The organism is Streptomyces sp. NPDC090032 (assembly GCF_044748025.1).
In the GTDB taxonomy this organism is placed as follows: domain Bacteria; phylum Actinomycetota; class Actinomycetes; order Streptomycetales; family Streptomycetaceae; genus Streptomyces.
In genome coordinates this window covers 12,893-32,740 of sequence record NZ_JBIVFF010000029.1, presented here as the reverse complement: position 1 = coordinate 32,740, position 19,848 = coordinate 12,893, and the positions used below count along the sequence as shown (strand labels likewise).

Genomic DNA, 19,848 nt, shown 5'->3' with positions numbered 1-19,848 from the left:
CCTGGACGGCCGGCAGCTGGCACAAGCTCGAGCTGGGCATCACCACCCGCTCGGACAACACAGGCTCGTTCGAGGTGTGGATGGACGGAACCAAGGTCGTCGGCAAGACCGGCGTCCGTACCTGGGACGACATGGGCAACAACCCCAGGTGGGGCACGTACGGCACCGGCATCAACGGCGTCAACTCCCACGTCTGGATCGACGACCTGAAGCTGGGACAGTCCCGCGCGGACGTCGACCAGGGCCGGCCGTGTTTTAGAAGTGGGCTTCGTGGTTCGCCCTGCGCCGTGATGATCACGGCATGGGGCGAGGGGACCTTACTGAGGATCAGTGGGCCGCACTGGAGCCAATGCTGCCGGTCACGATGCGGGGCAGGCCGAGGGTGGGGCGGAGGAGGCTGATCGACGGGATCCGCGGGCGGGTTGCCCAGACTGGTGCTCCGTGGCGGGATTTGCCGTCGGAGTACGGGCCGTGGCAGCTGCTGGTCCGACCCGACACCGTGCTGCGCTGGCACCGGGACCTGACACGACGCCGGCACGCCGAGGAGTCCCAGCCAAAACGTGTCGAGCGGCCGCGCACCAGCCGCTCGATCCGCCTGCTGGTCCTGCTCCTGGTACGCGAGGACCCGACCTGGGGCTACCGGCGCGTGCAAGCGGGCGAAGATGTCCGGCCAATCCAGCCCGCCCCGCTCCAACAGCGACTCTGCGACAAGGACGGCCATCTGCGTGTCGTCAGTGGCCTCGCCGGGGTCCCAGCCACCGCCTCCACACATCTCGCCACCGGCACCAGGCGCGGGAAACCGCGCGGAGAATGCACCCGGGGTAATCCCGCTGTGACAGTCAGCGCTCGTCAGACGAACGGACAGCTCCTCGAGGACCGACCGCGGGCCGAATCTCGGTCGACGCATTGGGGGCTGCTGCTCCATGGTGAACCTTTCACTGGCACAAAGGGCAGAAGCATTACTCCGGCACATACTGGTTCGGGTCGACGCCTCGCGCATGGTGATCGACGACGTCGACATCGTGACTGCCTCGGGGATCCTGGCGTGGGTCGACCTGGGCCTCACCCTCGTGGACCGGATGCTCGGTCCCACCGTCATGCTGCAAACGGCACGCTTCGTCCTCGCCGACCCGCCGCGCCGACGGCGGTCCCTCTACCGGGAGTTCACGCCCCGGCTCCAGCACGGTGACAGCAACATCCGCGCGGTGCAGGCGCAGCTGCACGCCTGCCGCCACGAGCCTCACTCCGTCTAGCAGCTCGCGCAGCTCGCGGCCATGCACCCGCGCACCTTCCAGCGGCGGTAAAAGGAGGCTACGGGCCTGACAGCGACGGAATACATCCAGGCGGCGCGCATCCCGAAGGCACGTGAGTTGCTTGAGCTGACCAACGAGCCGGTCGCCCAGATCTCCCGCGGCGTCGGCTACTTGGACGTATCGAATTTCCATCGGCTCTTCCAGCGCGCCACGGGCGTCACGCCGTCGGAGTACCGGAGCCGTTTCGGCATCGCGGCACGAGCCGGCCGACGGGAGGACCTGTCGGCGGGTCAGCCGGCGAGGATCCGCTCCACTCCCTCCCGATAGCTCGTGACCTGGAATTCGGGAAAGCGGGCCGCGAACTTTGAGCTGTCGAAGATGTTGTCGTCGCGGTAGCGGACGAGCAGTTCGTACATCTCGTCGAGCGGCTTGACGAAGCGGCGCCCGAGGCCAAAGGCGGGCATCGGCAGCACCGTGTAGCCGATCTTTCGGCCGGTGACCTCGCCGGCGATTTCGATGAGCTGGGCGTAGGACTGCCGGTCCGGGTCGACCGGCAGGTGCCACGTCTGGCCGTAGGCATCCGGGGTGTTGCCGAGCAGGGCGAGAGCGCGGCTCGCGTCGGGGGTCCAGATCAGGGACCGCTTGGCATGGGCGTCGACCGGGACGAACGGCCGCTTGCCCGCCTTGATCCGGTCGAACACCAACGAGTTCGTGTAGCTCTTCGTCCGGCCGGGACCGTAGAACTCGGGCGCTCGGCCGATCAGCGCTTCGACGCGGCCGGCCCGCATGGCCTCGAGCAGCGCGGTGGCGATCTGTGCGCGGACCCGTCCCTTGCGTCCGCCCGGCGCGAATGCTGTCGACTCGGTCTGGGGCGTCGATGTTCCGGGATACATGTAGGTGTTGTCGAAGAAAACGAGCTTCGCGCCATGTTCGGCGCAGGCGTCGATGACGTTGCGCATCATGACGGGGAACTGTCGCTCCCACAGCTCCGAGTCCAAGGGCAGGCCGACGGTGAGGTAGGCGGTGTCGCTGCCCGCGACAGCACGGCTGGTGGCGTCGGCGTCGGTGAGGTCTGCGGCCACGAGCTCGTCGGTGTCGTTCACCCTCGACGGCTTGCGGCTGACGAGGCGGATGTCCTTGGTGTGGTTGCGGTGAAGCTCGTTCACGAGCTCGTCGGCGATCGGCCCGCCGGCGCCGAGAACGGTCTGCATGGGGTCTCCTTGAGGTGGATGGTGCAGGTGCCGACGACAGCCCAGCTGCGAGCGGCGTCGTGCCACCACGGATGCGGTCGACCACCGCGGCCGGGGTGCGGACCCAGCCGATGTGGTCGTTGGCCGAGCCTTCGGACACCTGGTCGCGGGTGTGGTGCCAGCGTGCCACCGAGGTGCACGAGAAGAGGCGATGAGCGAGGTCGTCGACTGCCCCGACCGGCGACAGCGTGTCGTCGCCCAGGCTGATGACGAGGGCCGGTGTGGTGATCGGCTGGTCGACCGCGTACGTCGGTCGGCCGTTGAGCGCCATGCGGGCCCATTCCCACAGGGCTCGGTTCCGGCGGACGTACACTATGTTTACAGTGCTAACAAAGCATAGGAGGGCGAAGTAAGCAATGTCAACATCAGAAGAGAAGAGCGGCTACCACCACGGCGACCTGCGGGCGGCACTGCTGTCGACCGCGATGGAGATGCTGGAGGGTGGCGAGCCCTTCTCGCTGCGCGCCGTCGCGCGCCAGGCCGGCGTGTCGCCGACCGCGCCGTATCGCCACTTCAAGGACCGCGACGCCCTGGAGTCCGCACTGGCCGTCGAGGGTTTCCGGGACCTGCTGGCCGACCTGGGCGGCGGGCGCGACCTGCCCGCCTCGCTCCCGGACCTGGCCGAGTTCGCTGCCACCTACGTCGCCTTCGCACTGCGGCGCCCGGCTCTGTTCCGCGTGATGTTCGGCAAGCCGTGCGATGACGCCGACGACGAGCGGATCAAGGCCGCCGGCGCCCTGCACCAGCTGCTGGCCGACGCACTCCATCGCCTCTTCCCCGACGCGGACGCCTCGGCCCTGGCGTCGGCCGGCTGGGGGCTGGCCCACGGGCTGGCCTGCCTGTATCTCGACGGCAAGCTGCAGGCCGCGTCGGGCGAGGAGGTCGCCGACCGGGTGCGCAACGCCTTCCTCGCCATCACGTCGGTCGGCTCCTGACGTGTGCTGCCCGCCCGTCGCGCGACTCACATCATCCATTGTTGACGGTGCTCACATGCCGTGCAATCCTCGGTGTTAGCACCGCTCACATCGGAGGAGAGAGTCCATGACACCGACCGGCAAGCTGACCGACCGGACCGTAGAGGTCGATCTCGGAGGGCGTCTCGTCACCGTCCCTGAAGGCGGCCTCTATGACCGGTTCCGCATGGACACCGACCTCGACGAGGTCGAGCGGGACCCGCGGGTCAGCAGCGTCGACTTCTTCCGCCGGATGCCGAAGAACCGCGTGGACTCCCTCATCGGGCCCACGCTGACGCCGAACTTCTACTACCGCATCTCCACGACCCGGCTCACGATGCTCGCGCCGACCAAGACGATCCGGGCCCGCCTGCCCCGGGAGCTGGACCCGCTCGAGATCGCCCCGGGGCTCGGGATCGTCTCCGTGATGGCCTTTCGGTACGACGTCTGCGACATCGACTTCTACACCGAGGCCGCGGTCGGCATCGCCGTGAAGCCGGCGCGGCACGGTGGGCTGGGCCTGCTCGACCTGGTCACCGGGCTCAAGAACGACTCCCTGCACTCCTACGTCCTCTCGCTCCCGGTCAACACCGAGATCGCGCAGGTGCGCGGCCACGACGGCTATGGGTTCCCCAAGTGGGTCACCGAGCTCGACGTCGACATCGACACCGCGCGCACCTCCACCAGGGTCGCCAACGACCAGGGCGGCCTTGACCTCGCCCTGTCGGCGCCCACCCCGAAGCAGACCGCCCGGCCCACCGGCGAACACGTCTCGACTCTGACCTCCTACACCACGATCGACGGTGCCTGGCACTCCACGACCAGCCAGATCAACATGCTCTCCTCGGGAACCACGCGGTTCCCCCGCGGCCTGGACCTGCAGCTCGGTGAGGGCCGGATGAGCGACGACCTGCGCTCACTGAAGCCGGTCCGCTCGATCCAGCTCGACGTCACCACCGAGGGCCAGCTGGCGCTGCACATGCCCGTGCCCACCTCCATCCAGAACCGGAGCTGAGACCGCGATGACCACCACGGACACCGCCCCCGCCGAGGCCGCCCTCCCGGCATGGCTGACACCGTCCCGGGTCACCCGCCTGGCCACCCTGGTGGCCGCCGGCGCCCGAGCCCAGCGGGTCGCCACTACCTCGCCGTACACCGGCGCACCGCTCGCGGACCTGCCGGTCTCCACCCCCGACGACGTCGAGGAGGCCTTCGCCCGGGCACGCGCTGCCCAGGCCGACTGGGCGGCCACCCCAGTGGCCGACCGCAAGCGCATCATGCTGCGCTTCCACGACCTCGTCCTCCAGCGGCAGGAGGAAGCCCTCGACCTGATGCAGGCCGAGAGCGGCAAGACCCGTCGCGACGCGTTCCTCGAGGTCAGCGACATCGCGATCACCGCCCGCTATTACGCGCGCAGCGCACATCGGCTGCTCTCACCGAAGCGCCGCAAGGGCGCGATCCCGGTGCTGACCCACACCACCGAACTGCACCACCCCAAGGGCGTCGTCACCGTCATCTCGCCCTGGAACTACCCGCTCAGCATGGCCGCCGGCGACGCCATCCCGGCCCTGATGGCCGGCAACGCCGTCGTACAGAAGCCCGACACCCAGACCGCCCTGACCGCGCTGTGGGCTCTGGCCCTGATGCGCGAGGCCGGCCTGCCGACCGACGTCTGGCAGATGGTGGTCGGCCGTGGCAGCTCCATCGGAGACGCGCTCATGGCCGGCGGGGACTACATGATGTTCACCGGCTCCACCGCCAGCGGGCGCCAGATCGCGCGCAACGCGGGTGAGCGGCTGATCGGCGCGTCCCTGGAGCTCGGCGGCAAGAACGCCATGGTCGTCCTCGCCGACGCCGACATCGAGAAGGCCGCCGCCGGCGCGGTCGCCGCCTGCTTCCCCTCGGCCGGGCAGCTGTGCGTGTCCATCGAGCGGCTCTACGTCGCCGATGAGATCCACGACGCGTTCGTCACCGCGTTCGTCGAACGCGTCCGGGCCATGCGCCTGGGTGCGGCCTACGACTTCTCGGTGGACATGGGCTCGCTGACCACCCCCTCGCAGCTTGAGACCGTCAGCTCGCACGTCGACGACGCGGCGTCGAAAGGCGCGACCGTGCTGGCCGGAGGCAAGGCCCGGCCCGACCTCGGACCACTGTTCTACGAGCCGACGATCCTGGCCGATGTGACCCCGGAGATGACGCTGTTCGACCACGAGACGTTCGGCCCCGTGGTGTCGATCTACCGCTGCCGGTCGGTCGACGAGGCGGTGGCAATGGCCAACGCCACGCCGTACGGCCTCAACGCGAGCGTCTGGGGCCGCAACGGCACCGAGGCCCGTAAGGTCGCGGGACGGCTGCACGCCGGCACCGTCAACGTCAACGAGGCGTTCGCCGCCGCCTGGGGCAGCATCGACGCTCCCATGGGCGGCATGGGCGACTCGGGCCTCGGCCGCCGTCACGGCGCCGACGGGCTGCTCAAGTACACCGAAGCCCAGACCGTCGCCCACCAGCGCCTCCAGGGCTTCGCCCCGCCCGGCGGGGTCGAGCACGAGCAGTGGGCGCGGATCCTGACCCGGGCATTCAAGACGCTGCGTGCCCTGGGCATCCGCTGACAGTCCACTGGCTCCGGATACGACGGCCCGTCACCTCGCCATCCCGGTCCGCATGAAGGAAGATCAGCCATGACCAGGCGCGTCCTCAACGTCGTCACGAACGTCGGCCACTACGACGACCCTTCCCACACCACTGGCCTGTGGCTCTCCGAGCTCACGCATGCCTGGCACGTCTTCGAGGAGCACGGCTACGAGCAGACGCTCGTCAGCCCGGCCGGCGGCGCGGTGCCTCTCGAGCCGCGTGCGCTGAAGTTCCCGAACTACGACAAGACCGCCAAGGCATGGCGCGCCGACCCCGGGAAGACGGCGCTGCTCGAGAACACGGCGAGCCCGGACCAGATCGACGCGTCCGAGTACGACGCGATCTACTTCACCGGCGGTCACGCGGTGATGTATGACTTCCCCGACAGCGAGGGCCTGCAGCGCATCACCCGCGAGATCTACGAGCGCGGTGGCGTCGTCTCCTCGGTCTGCCATGGCTACTGCGGCCTGCTCAACACCCGGCTCTCCGACGACTCCTATCTCATCGCCGGCCGCAAGATCACGGGATTCGCCTGGACCGAGGAGGTCCTCGCCCGCGTCGACAAGCTGGTCCCCTACAACGCCGAGGAGAAGGCCAAAGAGCGAGGCGCGCTCTACGAGAAGGCGACACTGCCGTTCGTCTCCTACGTCGTGACCGACGGCAGCCTCGTCACCGGCCAGAACCCGGGCTCGGCCAAGGCCACAGCGAAGAAGGTCGTCGAAGTCATCGAGGGCAACGCGTCGAAGGAGCGAGGCTGAGTCGAGACGCAGTCCTTCCATGACGGAAGGACACCGGATCGATGTCGCCGAAGGTCGCGCTCCACGTCAGCGACGGGACAGTGGACGTCGGCAAGGCTGAACGAGCACGCGAACTCGGGGCCCGAGTCGTGCATCCGAACGACTTGCATCCTCCTCGACCACCTCCACCCAGTGCGGCTCCGCGGGGCAAAGCCCCGCCCAAGCCGCGGAAAGGCGCGAACCGAAGGCCGCGGCCACGGCTCCCACCGAGTTGACGACGTCATCACAGCCGACGTTCGTCAGCGGGGACGACGGAACGGCCGGGCGGTCAACTACCCGTCCGTGACCGTCGGCCTCGCCTGACCGCCAGTGCTCCCTCGCAGACCGGTACCGCCACCGGCCCGCGGCTGAGCACATTGGCCAGTCGAAACCGTCGCGGACGCTGGCGATCGAGCAGACACGGGCCCCGTAGCGCCTTCCCGCAGTTTGCGTAGGTGTGCCGCTCAAGGCAGTTGGGATGCGTACAGCGGGTAACAGAAACAAGCTGGGTACAGCGGAACTTGGCCTGCTTGCTCTGCTTGCTCTGCTTGCTCTGCGCTGAAGATTGGGCGGTCCCGTACCGGAAGCACCAGGGCCTTTTACGCATCCGAGACTGGATCCGACGCCGCACAGATTAGGCATCGGTCAATTGCGTTTAGCCCTAGCGAATGCCGCCTCGCGTCAAAGGAGGAGACTCATGATTCGGACGGGGATGCGAGCGGTGCGCAGGCAGTGGGGCGCGTGGTCGGCCCCGTGCGATGAAGGGCGTTGGGGTGGCGATGGGCGCACCAGAGCGCTCGCTTATTAGGCGGTACATCCCCAGGTAACAACTAGGTGATCAATTCCAAGAGATGCCTGCAGGGTGTGCAGGGGGCGGCCGAAGCCACCGCGAGACGGTCAGGCGGCGGGTTGCCGGCCCTGGTCGTTGAGGTGGCAGCGGGCGGTCAGGCGTCGGGGTCGACTTCGGGGTGCGTGAACCGCACGGGCTTGCCCAGCGACCGGGCGTAGGCGATTTCGGCTCGGGTGCTGTCTCCGATGTAGTCGCCGACCACGAGCACCTCATCAGCGAGCCGGATCTTCGCCCGGTGCAGATCGTCGAGTCGAACCTTCAGCGCCTCGGCCTCGACAGGATCGGACCACAGTTCGTGCGGCGACTTCATGTCACAGCCCGGTTTGACGACAATCTTTCCGGCTTTGGTCTCCCGTAGATCGGCCTCGGTCATCTCGGTCATGAAGCGGGTGGAGCCGCAGATCACGACGATACGCGGGAGGCTCAACAGCTTCTTCGCGTCGGCGAGCTTCTCCTCGGGGGTGAGCAGTTGCGGGTATGACACTGGTTCCTCCTGGCGGTGTGGTCCAAGGGGTGCCTGCGGAGACGAGAACGAGGGTGTCCAAGATCGTTTTGCGACGAACGGCATGGACACCCTCGCGACAGCACGCTATGCGACGACCGACGACATACTGAAGGAGCATCCCGACCTGGCGCCGTTGCACCCGCCGGTCGGCATTACGCCCCGCCTGAGCGATGGCGAACTGGTCACCCTCGCCACGATGCAGGCCATACTCGGCTACACCTCCGAGGCCAAATGGCTCCGCCATGCCCGTGCCCACCTGCGCCACCTCTTCCCCCTACCTGCGCCAGCAGCCCGGCTACAGCAAGCGGCTGCGCAAGTCGGGGTGGAGTCCACGGCCCATACGTCGTCGCTCCACACCGAGGTGGTGGTGGCCAGGATCCGGTTGACGCTGCGCCTCAGACCGGCGGCCTGGCGGAATGCGGCCGCTCCCGCGAGACCGTCAAACACTCCGACCTGGCAGGTTCGTCGACCACCGCACGCGACGACGGGCAGCTGCGTTGAGTTCGGCCAGCAGCACTTCGTGCAGCTGCTGCCAGACGCCCGGCCTCGTTCCAGTCCCGCAGTCGCCGCCAGCAGGGCATGCCCGATCCGAAGCCCAACTCCACAGGCAGATACTTCCATTGCATGCCGGCGTGCAGCACGAAGAGGATGCTGAACACCACCTGCCGGACGGACAGGGGTTTTTGGCCCGAGTGTCCGAACGTTCGCTGTTTGCGTGGCAGCAACGGCTCGATCCGCTCCCACAGGCGTCCGACACAATCCACGGCGAAGCCCTCGTGCCCGAACAACACCCAACTCCTGACGCGAACACGGCTGTCGGGTCGCACCGAAGTCTGACGGTGGCCAAGTCCGAGAGAAGGCCACAGTCACCCCCTACTCGCCGACGACGCGGGCGTCGTCCCCAGCTCGCGCCCCTGCCTCCTTCAGCAGAGTCCAGCCGTCGACTTCCACCACCCGTCGCTCCCCCGGCTGCCAACCGTGGGACAGCGCCACCTCGAGCAGGGCCCGTACGGCGCCCGGCTCGTGCAGGTTCAGGGACTTGCCCCGGGTGAAGCCCACGTCCCCGGAGCCCAGGGGCGCTCCGCCCGGGACGAACCGGCCGGGGCCGCAGGCGAACACGATGCGCAGCGGGCCGCCGGTGCCGGCCGGCTGCGGGGACAGGGTGAGGGTCTGCCGGCAGTCCACGGACCGGCCGCCGTCATCCGTACGATGACTGTGACGCATGGTCCACATGTACACACGCCCGTTGGCAACGAGCCGACGGGGCTTCTTCGCCTTGCGGGGCATGGAACCGAGGATACGTGGACCGACCCACGCGACGCCCTCTACCGGTGATCAAACTTGGATGAGGCGAGTAGGACAGCCGTTCCTATGAGTTCCCGATGCACCTGGACATCTGGTTCGGCCGGCCGTTCACGGTGTTGACGTCGTCCACCGCCGTACAGCGCGGCGCCGGTCGGCTCGTTTCCTCATCGCCGTGCGCCCCCTGTCCCGTTCGGCGGGGAAAAGATATGGCCTGGATTTATCATCCGAGCTTGGACCCAAGGGCTGAGCGCCGAGGCCGCCAACGACGCGGCGATGGCCGCCCCGACCGCCCGCCGACCAGGCTGCCGCGCTTCGACGAACCTCTTCGGGACGGGCCGCGTAGTCCGCCGCGTCCGTGGAAGCGGCAAGCGACCGCTCCCAGGCACCTCGTGGTCAGCTCCACCGAGGCGCCCATGGCGCTCAGTTGCTCGGTGCAGCGAAAGCGGTCTTCATAGATGGTTTCGTGGACGGGAAGTGCCGGATCATGCCGGTCATAGCCGAGATGATCGGTCGCCTCGCCCTCCAGAACCGACTCCAGAAGTCGCTTCGTCAGCTGCTGCAGCAGACCTCCCTCACCGGTCAGCTGCAGGCCTTCGGCCTGAGCGCGGCCCACCAACTCCTCGATCAGCTGGTCATCCCCCGCTTTGGCCGACTGCGGGGGCCGCCACCTCTGAACTCTCGTTCTTGGACGTGTTGTTACTGGTCATCGGTGCATCCTCCATGATCAGGAGTTACACCGTTCTTCTGGGTCTGGCCCGTAGTCAGTGGTGACGCCGAGTAGCCATCCGCGACCATGATCTTGTGCTGGATGTCAACTCCCTTATCGGGACGGCGTTTTCCGGGCTGTCGGCGCTGGTCGTCGAGGACGTGACGGGCGACGGTGACAAGGTGATGGTCACGGCCCGCACCCGGGATGTGGCGGTGCCGTGTCCGGTGTGTCGAACGCCAGCGGTGAGGGTGCACGAGTACCACCACCGGACGGTGCGGGACGTGCCGGCCGACGGCCGCCCGGTCGTCGTCCACCTGCGCGTACGAAGGCTGGTCTGTCCGGTTCTGGGCTGCTCGCAGCAGACCTTCCGTGAGCAGATTCCCGGACTCCTGAAGCGCCCGCATCAGCCGCCGCCTACTGCAGCGGCTCCGGCTACACCGCCACCAACGAGCCCACGGAACGGTGCACCACGCTGTCCAACGGCATCCTGCACAACAAGCAGGTCTCAGGCACCACCGTTTACACCACGTACTCCAAGACGGGTGGCTCCTCCATCAGCGCCAAGCTCGGCTACCCCTACGCCGGGTCTACGAAGTACGCCTCCGCCACCTCCATCGGCTCAGGCCAGACGATGAAGGAGTCGTTCAGCCAGGGTGCCACCGCGTACTGCCAGAACATCACCGGCGTACTCGACTACAGCTGCGGCACATTCCAGACGCCCGCCACGCACCGCTGAAACCAACATGCCGCAGGCCCCGTCTGATCAAACGGGGCCTGCGGCCCTGTCTACTTGACTCCAACTACGCAAGGACCGCGCCGTGTTCTCCGCGATCTTCCAGCATCACGTCGGCTACCTGGTTGCCTGCACATTGACCGCCCTGGTTCTCGGCGGCACGACATGGGCGCTCGCCCGCAAACTGGGCAACCCTCACGGCGTGTGGTGGTCTGGACTCGCCTTCACTACCACTGGTGTCCTCGGCGTCACCTTCATGGGTGCCGGCCCGGCCCGCAGCGTGTGCGTCCTCAATCATCAGTACGCCGAGCCCTTCCACACCACGCAAGGGCTGTGGAACCTCGCCATGATGGTGCCCGTCGGCGCCTCAGCTCTGCTGGCCGTCCGCCGCCCCTTTCCGGCCCTGGTCGGCATCATCGCTCTCCCCTTGGCCATCGAGTTCACTCAGGCCACCATCGACGGCCTGGGACGCGTGTGCGACAGCTCGGACGCCGAAATGAACATCATCGGCGGACTCGCAGGACTCGCCTTCGCCGCGATCGCGCTCGCAGTACGGCAGTCGCTCGTCTGGCAGGGCGGCGTGAAGGGCGCACTGATCGCCTCCGCTGCCCTCCTGCTCCTCGGTTCGGGAGTGGCGCGCCCGATGCTCGACTTCACGAACGTGGACGGCAGCAGCCTCTCCACAGCGGGCACTGACCAAAAACGGGCCGTCGAGGCAGCTATGGAGGAAGCATTCGGCGACCGCTACACGATCGGCCAGTTGTATGAGCAGCCCTGCGGGAACGCATCGTGCAAGAACGTCACCTTCAACCTGCACAGCCGCGAGAAGGGCAGCGCCGAGGCATTCGGCAGCGGCAGCCTTTCCTGGCCAGACAAGAAGCACCTGAACGTGCTCCTTGAGGACAGCGACCGGCCTACGGTCATGGGATACCCGGTGGAAGGGGCGAAAACGCCGGCCACCGACCGCGAGGCACATCAGATTGCACAGTCATACGCCCTGCAGCGATACCCATGGGCGAAGGGCGCGACCGTGCAGGCGACCGATCCCGTCGGCGACAAGGCCAGCCTGGGCTGGATGACGAACTGGCGATGGACTCACAACGACGTTCTCATGCCCAGGATGCTGGACGTTCAGATTGACAGGGCCGGGCGCGTATCTCAGATCGACGTCACACTCGGCCCCACCCGCGCGGATTTCCCCAAAGTCAAACTCGACGCCAAACAAGCCGAGAAGGCGGTGGACAAGGCCGTAGCAGCACAGCTGCGGGCCAACGGAAACAACGCCACCACATTCCAGAGCGAAGCCGTTGTCGTTAAGGCGGATGATCTCGACGGCGCACTAAAGCCCTACTGGCTCGTGAACGTGACATCGCCACGCACGGGACAGACCGACGACACTCAGGAACCGGACCCTGTCGACACCTATCGAGTGAACGCCATGTCCGGCCAGGTGTACGACGTCGGCGGCACGCCTATCAGGACCAGCTGACCTCCAATAGCCTCGCCCCGACACGCTCAGCAGGAGAGCCGCGGTCGGGGCGGCCGGATTCATGACGTCCGTCTCAATGCACATGCAGAAGCTGGCGCACCCGAGGGGTTCGAAGTCAACGAAGCGCCAACGAGACCGTAGATGTCGCAGCACGACTCCCAGTTGGCTCCGCAATGCACGATCGCGCGGCCGATCTGGCCATCGATGGGAACGACCACCAGCTGGCACGTATGCCACGTGGTCCTGCGAGTGGGGGGAGCAGCGCTAGAACTCGGCGATTTCTCCGCAGGTCATAGTGTCGCCACCGACGGGCCGCTCGTAGAGGGTGACAGTCACGTTCCGCAGGTCCTCCTTGCCCGCGCGGAGCATGATGATCGGGACGTCAACCGACCAGCCAGGACGGTCGGGCAAGTCCAGCTCGTAGGAGTTCCGTTCTGCCGCCAAAGGCAGGCAGTAGCAGCTACCGAGAGCAGCCGAGGCGGGAGGGACAGGCGGCGCACATCGCGGGTGCCGGGTGCTGGGACCCGAAGCGGGGAACACGGTTCAGGCCGAGATGTTCGGGGATAGAGCGGGCCGCCCCATATCGTCCCCAGGAAACGTGCTGAAACGACCGCTGCACCTCCCCGTAGAAGGGGAGGCGCAGCCGCCGTTGCTCTTCACGTCGTCACGCGGGAGGGCTGTTCTTGAACGTGTGAGTGCGGTGCCACTGGTAGGCCTTCTCCCGGTCCTCGTTCCACCAGGTGACCTTCCTCGTCGCCAGCCGATTCTCGATGTGCTGGGCGACTGCAGGCAGGTCCTTGGCGAGCGGGCTCACCTGGATCTCGCCGCGAGGGGCCACGGCGATGTAGCCATGCTCGTACAGGGCGTCGCAGCCGAAGGTGCAAGCAAGCATCGCGATGTTGGCCAGGTCGCGCTTCTCGCCGTCGTCGCACATCGCACGTTTCTTGATGTGGGCCCCTATGAGGAAGGCGCCGGGCAGGCGCCGCCCGCATAGGGCGCACTCACCCGAATTGCCGGGCAGCAAGCGGCGCTTGAGTGCAGCCTGCTCGCCTCGATGAGCCCGCTGAGACCTACGCTCAAGACCCCCTCGAAGCTGGCAATGGCCGCTTCCTCCTCATCCTCGTCTACGGGCGCTGGTACTGCTGGCGCCAGGTCGAGCGTCAGGAGCGATGGGAGGGTGTCGCTGTCGTCCTCGCCTGGGATGGTGACGTTCATGACGTTGCGGTTCTCGGTCCAGTTGAGAAGCTTCCGAACCTCCTGAATGGGCCACCGACACAGGGGCATGAACAGGTCGGCTGCATCTACACCGCCCAGGGAATGGAGTACACCTACAACGTCGTCATCATCGGCAAAGACCTCGTCCGCCGAGACGACAAGTGGGTCGCCCACCCCGACAAAAGCTTCGATCCAGCGTTCAAGAACATCCTCCCGGATCGCTATCTGCGATACGCCCTCAACAGCTACCGCGTTCTCGCCACCCGGGGAACCAGAGGTACCCGCCTCTATTCCACCGACCTCGAGACCCAAGCCCACCTGGAGACGCTGCTACCGCAGCATGATCGGCGTCCCGGCCAAGGCTGAACATCGGCGGGGTGCCGTAGCCTCGGCCAGCAGCGGGGCTGGAGCAGCGCGTCGCACCCACCGCGCAACTAGGCGCTGTTTCTCGGATCTCCTTACGTGACTGGGGCGTTGGGGGCAGGCTGGTTGTCTGGGCCGGGGATCTGACGAATGAAGATCGTTCATCTTGAAGTTGCTGGTCACGGGGCTGGTGTGACTGTTCTGCTGGGTACTCGCGCTGATCGCGGGCGGGTGTCTGTGCTGTAGATCGTCTGACGCTTCGGGCCGGGCCGTTTTGCGGGTTTTGCTGTGCGCGCCGTGCGGCGCTTCTTACGATCCGTCCCGGGTCGGTGACCTGGGGCGAAGGGGCGGATGTTGGGCATGTCGGAGTGGATCGCGGCTCCGTCATCCGGGTGAGGAGCCCGCGGCACCTGCCCGTTGACGCTGACGACCCGCGGCCGTACCGTGCGGCGGACAGAGACGTGACCGTCGTTCATAAACGAGGACATGGGGTGGGGTCGTGGGGCAGCGCAGGGTCGTGGTGTCGGGTGGCGGTACGGGGATCGGGCGGGCGGTCGCCGAGGTCTTCGCGGCGGACGGCGACCACGTCGTCCTCATCGGGCGGCGCGAGGGGCCCCTGGAGAAGGCCGCCGGAGAGCTCGACGCCGCGCACGGTGCGGGAACGGCCTCCTGGGTCGCCGCCGATCTGAGTGATCCCGGCCAGACCCGCAGAGCCGTGGAGTTCTGCACCGCGGGCGACGCGCAGGTCGACGTGGTCGTCGCCAACGCCGGCGGCAACGTCGCACCGGCCCACGACGGCACCCTCGAAGGCATCGCGGACAGCTTCCGCCGCAACTTCGAGGCCAACGTGCTCACCGCCGTGCTGCTCACCGAAGGGCTGCTGCCGCACCTCACCCGGCCCGGCGGCCGGATCATCCAGATGTCGTCCATCGCCGCGCTGCGCGGCCCCGGTTCGTACGGCGGCTCCAAGGCCACCGTCAACACCTACACCGTCGACCTGGCGCAGAAGCTCGGTCCGCAGGGCATCACCGTGAACGCGGTCGCTCCAGGCTTTGTCGCCGACACCGAGTTCTTCGGCGACCGGGCCACGCCCGAGTTCGTCGCCGCCCGGACCAAGCAGTCGCTGACCGGCCAGGCGGGCCGGCCCTCGGACATCGCCGCCGCGGTGCACTATGTGGCGTCACCTGAAGCGGCGTACATGACGGCGCAGATCGTGCATGTGAACGGGGGAGCAACGCTGGGGCGTTGACGGTCCGTTACCCGGATCGCAGCCGCCCGGCGCGCGACCAACCCGACTCCACACTCATTGCACCGGCATGGGGATCTCGCCATTGAAGGTCGCAAATCTTGAAGTTGCTGGTCAGGGGGCTGGAATGGGTGGGTGATTGGGTACTCGCGCTGGTCGTGGGCGGGTGCCGATGGTGGATCGTCCGTCAGCGGGCGACTTCGTGGTCCGTGAGTACGAGCAGCGCCCGCAGCAGCGTGGTGGCGTGGCGGGTGTCGAGGCGGAGCTTGGTGAGGATTCGCCAGCTTTTCAGGTGGGAGAAGGCGTGCTCGCAGACGGCCCTTTCCCGCGCGATCAGCTTGTTGGCTTCCTTCTTCGCGCTGATCAGCGGCTTGGTGCGGGCGGCCTTGTAGCCGGTGATGAGCACCGGGTTGTCCAGGTCGTCGTCCAGGCCGATGAAGCCGAGGTCGCCGAGCGCGCCCAGGCCCGCCACCCGCAGGTGTTCGATGAGCTTGTTGTGGCGGGCGGTGGTGATCTCCGAGGACCGGCCGGGCCGCGCGGCGGAGATCCGCACCAGTCGGCCCTTCTCATCGGTGAGGGCCGGGAACAGCAGGAGGGGCGATGCCCAGCACAGCGGCGCCGACGTCTCTACGCCTGGCGTGACAGGTTCGGCCACCAAGAGGTCGACGGTGGCTTCCTCGTGGAGCGCGCCCCCGAGGGCGGTCGATCACTCGTTTCTGCCGCAGGACAGGTGCGGGCGGTGTGGCGAGGACGCGGTGTCAGGGCTGGTCGATCTGCGCGGCGGCCTCCTTCAGGTCGGTGATGGTCCCCGACATGATCGTCCGTACATGGCTGGAGATGTGCTGCACGGGCCAGTCCCACCATGCCACGGCGAGGAGCCGGGCGACGTCCGCGGCGTTGTAGCGGGTGCGGATGAGCCGGGCGGGGTTGCCGCCGGCGATGCCGTAGTCGGGGACGTCGCCGGTGACCACGGCGCCGGCGGCGATGATCGCGCCGTGGCCGATGCGCACACCAGGCATGACCGTGGCACCGTGGCCGAACCACACGTCGTTGCCGACGACCGTGTCACCCCGGCCGGGCAGGTCAGCGATCAGGTCGAAGTCCTCCGCCCAGGAACCGCCCATGGTGGGGAACGGGAAGGTGGAAGGACCGTCCATGCGGTGGTTGGCGCCGTTCATGATGAACCGGGTGCCCGTCCCCAGCGCGCAGAACTTGCCGATGACAAGCCGCTCGGGACCGTAGTGGTAAAGGACGTTGCGCGTCTCGAACGCGGTCGGGTCGTCCGGATCGTCGTAGTAGGAGAAGTCACCGACCTCGATCAACGGCGACTTCACCAACGGCTTGAGCAGAACCACGCGCGGGTACTCGGGCATCGGGTGGAGCACGGTGGGGTCAGCAGGGATGGGCGGCATCGTGGAGGCGGTTCCTTTCTCGTGGGTGTGTGTCCCAGGTACGGCAGAACGGGCCATGAGATGATCTTGGTCTAGTTCGGGCTGGTCACGGATGCTTCGCTCAAGGTGGTGACCGCAGCTTGATCGGTGGAACGCTGCGGAGCCGCGGAGCCCTCCGCAGGCGTGGACCTCGCCAGCCACAGGCCGGTGAACACGGCGGTGGCCAAAGTGACGGCGCCGGCGGCGAGGAAGGCGCTGTTGAGGCCGGTCTCGAAGGAGGCGCCGCCGGATTGCCGGGTGCGGACGATGGCTCCGAGCAGCGCGACGCCGAGCACCGCGCCGATCTGCCGGGTGGTACTGCTGATGCCTGAGGCGAGACCGCCTTCCTGCGGGCTGACCGCTTGGATGGCGGCTCCCGTCAGTGGGGACATCGTCAGGGCGAAGCCGATGCCGACGACTCCCAGCCGCCACCACACGTTCCCGTAGCCGGTGTCGGCGTGCACCGTGCCGAGCGCCAGCAGTCCCAGGCCGGCCAGGACCAGGCCGGTGGTGACCACGATCCGGAAGCCGTACCGGGCTGCGAGCCGGCCCGCGTACGGGCTGACGATCACCATGCCGAGGGACACCGGCAGGGTCTGCAGGCCGGCGCGCAGGATCGAGCTGCCCTGGACGTACACGAAGAACTGGGAGAAGAAGAACGACGAGCCCATGAGCGCGAACCCCACCACAACCATCGCGGTGTTGGACACGGTGAACAGACGCTGCCGGAACAGCCGGAGCGGCAGCATCGGAGCGGAGCGACGCGCTTCGACGGCGACGAAGGCGGCGAGGAGGATCACCCCGGCGGTGAAGCTGCCGAGGATCACCGGCGACGTCCAGCCGCGGGCACCGCCCTCGATCAGCCCGTAGGTCAGTGCCCCCACCGCCAGGACGGACAGCACCGTCCCCGGGACGTCGATCGCGGGGGCGCCGAGATTGCGGGTCTCTTCGAGACTGCGCAGACCGGCCACCAGGAGGATCACACCGATGGGCAGATTGACCAGGAAGATGGCGGGCCAGCCGAAGGCGTCCGTCAGTGCGCCGCCGGCCACGGGCCCCGCGGCCAGGCCGATTCCGCTGAGTCCGGCCCACAGCCCGATCGCCTTGACGCGTTCTTGCGGTACGGGATGGGCGGCGGCGAGCAGGGCGAGCGAGGCAGGGCTCAGCGCGGCGGCCCCGATGCCCTGCAGCACCCGGCCGGCGACCAGCCAGCCGAGCGAGGGTGCGAGGCTGCACAGCAGCGATGCGGCGGTGAAGACCGCCACGCCGGTCAGGTACACCCGCTTGCGGCCGAACCGGTCGGCGAAGACACCGCCGGACAGCAGCAGCATGGCGACCAGCAGTACGTACGCGTCAACGATCCATTGCAGACCGGTCAGTTGAGTGTGCAGCCGGTGCTGCATATCGGGCAGCGCCGCTCCGACAATCGTGTTGTCGAGCAGGACCATGAACTGGCCCAGGCAGGTCACCGTGAGCAGCACGGCCCGGTGTGAACGACTGCCTACGGCCACAGGCGAAGCCGCCATGGGGACTCCTCTCTATCACCGCGATTTAACGCAGTCGGCGACTGCGTTAGGCGACCGTAAGGGGCATCATGCCGCAAACGCAAGCCACGACTGCGTTAAAGTGGGAGGTGTGAACGAGAAGGAGCGGGCCCGGCGGCCCGGCGGGCGCAGCGCCCGCGTCGCTGCGCAGGTACACCAGGCCGTCACCGAACTGATCAGCGAGCGCGGCTACGGCAACTTCACCGTCGGCGACGTGGCAGCCCACGCAGGCGTGGCCGACAGCAGCATCTACCGCCGATGGGGCAGCCTGGAGGCCCTGCTCAGCGATGTGGCGCTCACCCACCTCAACGCGCGCTCGCCGATGCCCGACACCGGAAGCCTGTCCGGCGACCTGCGCACCTACGCGGCCCAAGTGGCCCGCGAGATCACCGGACCCGACGGCCCGGCGGTGCTGCACCTCGCCGTCGCTCTGGCCGCCAACGGGCAGCAAGGCGCACAGGCTCGCGAAAACCTCCGCGCCGAACGCACCCGGCAACTGCAGTCCGTGCTCGACCGAGCCCGCGAACGCGGCGAGGACGCACCCGACGCGCTCGAGGTGCTGGACCACATCCTGGCCCCGATGTATGTCCGAGTCTTGTTCGGCATGGGCCCTCTCACCCCGGACTACGTCGACGGGCTGGTCGACCGAATGCTGTGACCTCGCCCCGGTCCCCGGGATCAGCCCTCGGACGCTCCGTACTCGCCGACACCTGCCCGGCCGGCTCGGGCGTCCCACCCTTGGCACGCGGCCTGGCTGAATCCGTCCGCCGGCGGGACGTCGCCGCAGATGGCTCGTGACTTCCACCGCTCGCGCTCTCTGCCTCAAGAGGAGGAGGCAGCCATCCGGCCATGTCTCCCCGCGGCCCCATGCCGCAGACACCTGAAGCGGAAACTGAGGAGACCACCGGATGGAGATGTCCGACACCTCGCGTGCGATCGCTGCTGCGACTTCGATTGCCGCATCGCTCGGCCTGCCGGCCAACGACGCGATCGTTCTCCACAACTCGAAACAAGCTGGCACTGTGGCTGACGCCTAGCGATGTCCTTGCCCGGGTCGCCCCTGTGGGACAAGAGGTTGCACAGTTTGAAGTCGACCTCGCTCAACGGCTCGCCGAGTTCGGATCCCCGGTGGGCCTCCTGGAGCCTCGGGTGGACCCGCGCGTGTACACGCGCGACGGCTTCGCCGTGACGCTGTGGACCTACTACGAGCCCGTGACACCTCACGTCTCACCAGTCGACTACGCCAAGGCGCTGGAGCGACTGCACGCTGGAATGCGCAAGGCAGGACCGGACAGAACCCAGCGCAATCACCCCGCACGCAGTCCTCGCCCAACTACACCCGTCCCTGCGCGGATAACCCCTCGACACGAATCACCAGACCGTCATCCGTGATCCATATCAGCCCCAACGCACGTAGTAGTAGCCCTAGTTCGATCAACCACCGCCCACATAGGGATTCCCTGACGAGTCGTCACATACCACCATCGCCGACGCAGAGACAACCGGGGAGCCACGCCCGGCCCCCCTGACATCCGAGGCCTCGTCGAACGAGCCGTTGCCGGCTTGGCGGCCCGCCGACCCCCGCCTGGCGCAGGA

The 19,848-nt window shown here is 67.6% G+C and carries 20 protein-coding genes and 5 pseudogenes; 14 read left to right on the top strand and 11 right to left on the bottom strand.

Going from position 1 to position 19,848, the window contains the following annotated elements; genetic code table 11:
- Together ACIPWY_RS39825 and ACIPWY_RS39820 are read left to right on the top strand one after the other, a co-directional pair.
- The coding region (locus ACIPWY_RS39825) for a heparin lyase I family protein (RefSeq protein ID WP_401537031.1) at nt 1–401 on the top strand (401 nt) is incomplete at its 5' end.
- A pseudogene (locus ACIPWY_RS39820) lies at nt 302–649 on the top strand (transposase); the annotation flags it as partial. The gene ACIPWY_RS39825 and the pseudogene ACIPWY_RS39820, both read left to right, overlap by 100 nt.
- Before the next feature lie 3 nt (nt 650–652).
- Here ACIPWY_RS39820 and ACIPWY_RS39815 read toward each other — a convergent pair.
- A pseudogene (locus ACIPWY_RS39815) lies at nt 653–817 on the bottom strand (ADP-ribosylglycohydrolase family protein); the annotation flags it as partial.
- Nucleotides 818–998: 181 nt separating this feature from the next.
- Here ACIPWY_RS39815 and ACIPWY_RS39810 point away from each other — a divergent pair.
- Both ACIPWY_RS39810 and ACIPWY_RS39805 read left to right on the top strand, forming a co-directional pair.
- Entirely contained in the window at nt 999–1,253 is a 255-nt protein-coding gene (locus ACIPWY_RS39810) for a hypothetical protein (protein WP_393705953.1), read from the top strand.
- A 66-nt stretch (nt 1,254–1,319) separates the two neighbouring features.
- The gene (locus tag ACIPWY_RS39805) at nt 1,320–1,580 is read left to right on the top strand and encodes a helix-turn-helix domain-containing protein (RefSeq protein WP_393705951.1); all 261 of its coding nucleotides are present in this window, start codon (nt 1,320–1,322) and stop codon (nt 1,578–1,580) included.
- Here the strand turns inward: ACIPWY_RS39805 and ACIPWY_RS39800 are convergent.
- Nucleotides 1,544–2,464 carry an NAD-dependent epimerase/dehydratase family protein gene (locus ACIPWY_RS39800; RefSeq protein WP_362909194.1) on the bottom strand — a complete coding sequence of 307 codons (921 nt, stop codon included), beginning with the start codon at nt 2,462–2,464 and terminating at the stop codon, nt 1,544–1,546. The two genes, ACIPWY_RS39805 and ACIPWY_RS39800, sit on opposite strands and share 37 nt — an antisense overlap.
- Nucleotides 2,465–2,859: 395 nt before the next feature.
- On the opposite strand from ACIPWY_RS39800, the gene ACIPWY_RS39795 reads away from it, so the two are divergent.
- The 4 genes from ACIPWY_RS39795 to ACIPWY_RS39780 all read left to right on the top strand — a co-directional run bounded on the left by ACIPWY_RS39795 (nt 2,860) and on the right by ACIPWY_RS39780 (nt 6,845).
- The gene (locus ACIPWY_RS39795) at nt 2,860–3,438 is read left to right on the top strand and encodes a TetR/AcrR family transcriptional regulator (protein WP_393705936.1); all 579 of its coding nucleotides are present in this window, start codon (nt 2,860–2,862) and stop codon (nt 3,436–3,438) included.
- A 106-nt stretch (nt 3,439–3,544) separates the two neighbouring features.
- The gene (locus tag ACIPWY_RS39790; RefSeq protein WP_393705935.1) at nt 3,545–4,471 is read left to right on the top strand and encodes an acetoacetate decarboxylase family protein; all 927 of its coding nucleotides are present in this window, start codon (nt 3,545–3,547) and stop codon (nt 4,469–4,471) included.
- A 7-nt stretch (nt 4,472–4,478) separates the two neighbouring features.
- Complete coding sequence (locus ACIPWY_RS39785; RefSeq protein ID WP_393705934.1) at nt 4,479–6,065, top strand: succinic semialdehyde dehydrogenase; 1,587 nt, start codon at nt 4,479–4,481, stop codon at nt 6,063–6,065.
- A gap of 69 nt (nt 6,066–6,134) precedes the next feature.
- Nucleotides 6,135–6,845, top strand: coding sequence for a type 1 glutamine amidotransferase domain-containing protein (locus tag ACIPWY_RS39780; protein ID WP_393705933.1), 711 nt, complete (start codon nt 6,135–6,137; stop codon nt 6,843–6,845).
- A 962-nt stretch (nt 6,846–7,807) separates the two neighbouring features.
- On the opposite strand, the gene ACIPWY_RS39775 is transcribed toward ACIPWY_RS39780, so the two are convergent.
- From ACIPWY_RS39775 to ACIPWY_RS39760, 4 genes and pseudogenes are all read right to left on the bottom strand, one after another.
- Complete coding sequence (locus tag ACIPWY_RS39775; protein WP_059420476.1) at nt 7,808–8,197, bottom strand: hypothetical protein; 390 nt, start codon at nt 8,195–8,197, stop codon at nt 7,808–7,810.
- Between the two features lie 505 nt (nt 8,198–8,702).
- Nucleotides 8,703–9,082, bottom strand: a pseudogene (locus ACIPWY_RS39770) (transposase); the annotation flags it as partial.
- Nucleotides 9,083–9,091: 9 nt separating this feature from the next.
- Nucleotides 9,092–9,505, bottom strand: coding sequence for a hypothetical protein (locus ACIPWY_RS39765; RefSeq protein WP_393705932.1), 414 nt, complete (start codon nt 9,503–9,505; stop codon nt 9,092–9,094).
- 493 nt (nt 9,506–9,998) lie between these two features.
- Nucleotides 9,999–10,151: pseudogene (locus ACIPWY_RS39760) on the bottom strand (IS256 family transposase); the annotation flags it as partial.
- Nucleotides 10,152–10,414: 263 nt separating this feature from the next.
- Between ACIPWY_RS39760 and ACIPWY_RS39755 the strand changes: the two are divergent.
- Both ACIPWY_RS39755 and ACIPWY_RS39750 read left to right on the top strand, forming a co-directional pair.
- Complete coding sequence (locus tag ACIPWY_RS39755) at nt 10,415–10,867, top strand: transposase family protein (RefSeq protein WP_393705950.1); 453 nt, start codon at nt 10,415–10,417, stop codon at nt 10,865–10,867.
- A 183-nt stretch (nt 10,868–11,050) separates the two neighbouring features.
- Complete coding sequence (locus ACIPWY_RS39750) at nt 11,051–12,454, top strand: VanZ family protein (RefSeq protein WP_401537027.1); 1,404 nt, start codon at nt 11,051–11,053, stop codon at nt 12,452–12,454.
- 264 nt (nt 12,455–12,718) lie between these two features.
- Here the strand turns inward: ACIPWY_RS39750 and ACIPWY_RS39745 are convergent, their stop codons facing one another.
- The gene (locus ACIPWY_RS39745) at nt 12,719–12,865 is read right to left on the bottom strand and encodes a hypothetical protein (protein ID WP_393705930.1); all 147 of its coding nucleotides are present in this window, start codon (nt 12,863–12,865) and stop codon (nt 12,719–12,721) included.
- 253 nt (nt 12,866–13,118) lie between these two features.
- Nucleotides 13,119–13,388, bottom strand: coding sequence for a hypothetical protein (locus tag ACIPWY_RS39740; protein WP_393705929.1), 270 nt, complete (start codon nt 13,386–13,388; stop codon nt 13,119–13,121).
- 383 nt (nt 13,389–13,771) lie between these two features.
- Between ACIPWY_RS39740 and ACIPWY_RS39735 the strand changes: the two genes are divergently transcribed.
- Together ACIPWY_RS39735 and ACIPWY_RS39730 are read left to right on the top strand one after the other, a co-directional pair.
- Nucleotides 13,772–14,035, top strand: a complete 264-nt coding sequence (locus ACIPWY_RS39735) for a DNA/RNA helicase domain-containing protein (RefSeq protein ID WP_393705949.1) — start codon at nt 13,772–13,774, stop codon at nt 14,033–14,035.
- Between the two features lie 496 nt (nt 14,036–14,531).
- Nucleotides 14,532–15,281, top strand: coding sequence for an SDR family NAD(P)-dependent oxidoreductase (locus ACIPWY_RS39730; protein ID WP_393705928.1), 750 nt, complete (start codon nt 14,532–14,534; stop codon nt 15,279–15,281).
- A gap of 184 nt (nt 15,282–15,465) precedes the next feature.
- Here ACIPWY_RS39730 and ACIPWY_RS39725 read toward each other — a convergent pair whose 3' ends face one another.
- From ACIPWY_RS39725 to ACIPWY_RS39715, 3 genes are all read right to left on the bottom strand, one after another.
- Complete coding sequence (locus tag ACIPWY_RS39725; protein WP_393705948.1) at nt 15,466–15,933, bottom strand: transposase family protein; 468 nt, start codon at nt 15,931–15,933, stop codon at nt 15,466–15,468.
- 103 nt (nt 15,934–16,036) lie between these two features.
- A complete protein-coding gene (locus ACIPWY_RS39720) occupies nt 16,037–16,690 on the bottom strand; it encodes a CatB-related O-acetyltransferase (protein WP_362909173.1) in 654 nt (217 codons plus the stop codon).
- 71 nt (nt 16,691–16,761) lie between these two features.
- Nucleotides 16,762–18,234: an MFS transporter gene (locus tag ACIPWY_RS39715; RefSeq protein WP_393705927.1), complete on the bottom strand. Its 1,473-nt coding sequence runs from the start codon at nt 18,232–18,234 to the stop codon at nt 16,762–16,764.
- A 109-nt stretch (nt 18,235–18,343) separates the two neighbouring features.
- On the opposite strand from ACIPWY_RS39715, the gene ACIPWY_RS39710 reads away from it, so the two are divergent.
- On the top strand, nt 18,344–18,910 hold the full coding sequence (locus ACIPWY_RS39710; protein WP_362909169.1) for a TetR/AcrR family transcriptional regulator: 567 nt from the start codon (nt 18,344–18,346) through the stop codon (nt 18,908–18,910).
- A 256-nt stretch (nt 18,911–19,166) separates the two neighbouring features.
- A pseudogene (locus ACIPWY_RS39705) lies at nt 19,167–19,533 on the top strand (aminoglycoside phosphotransferase family protein); the annotation flags it as partial.
- Between the last annotated feature and the right edge of the window lie 315 nt (nt 19,534–19,848).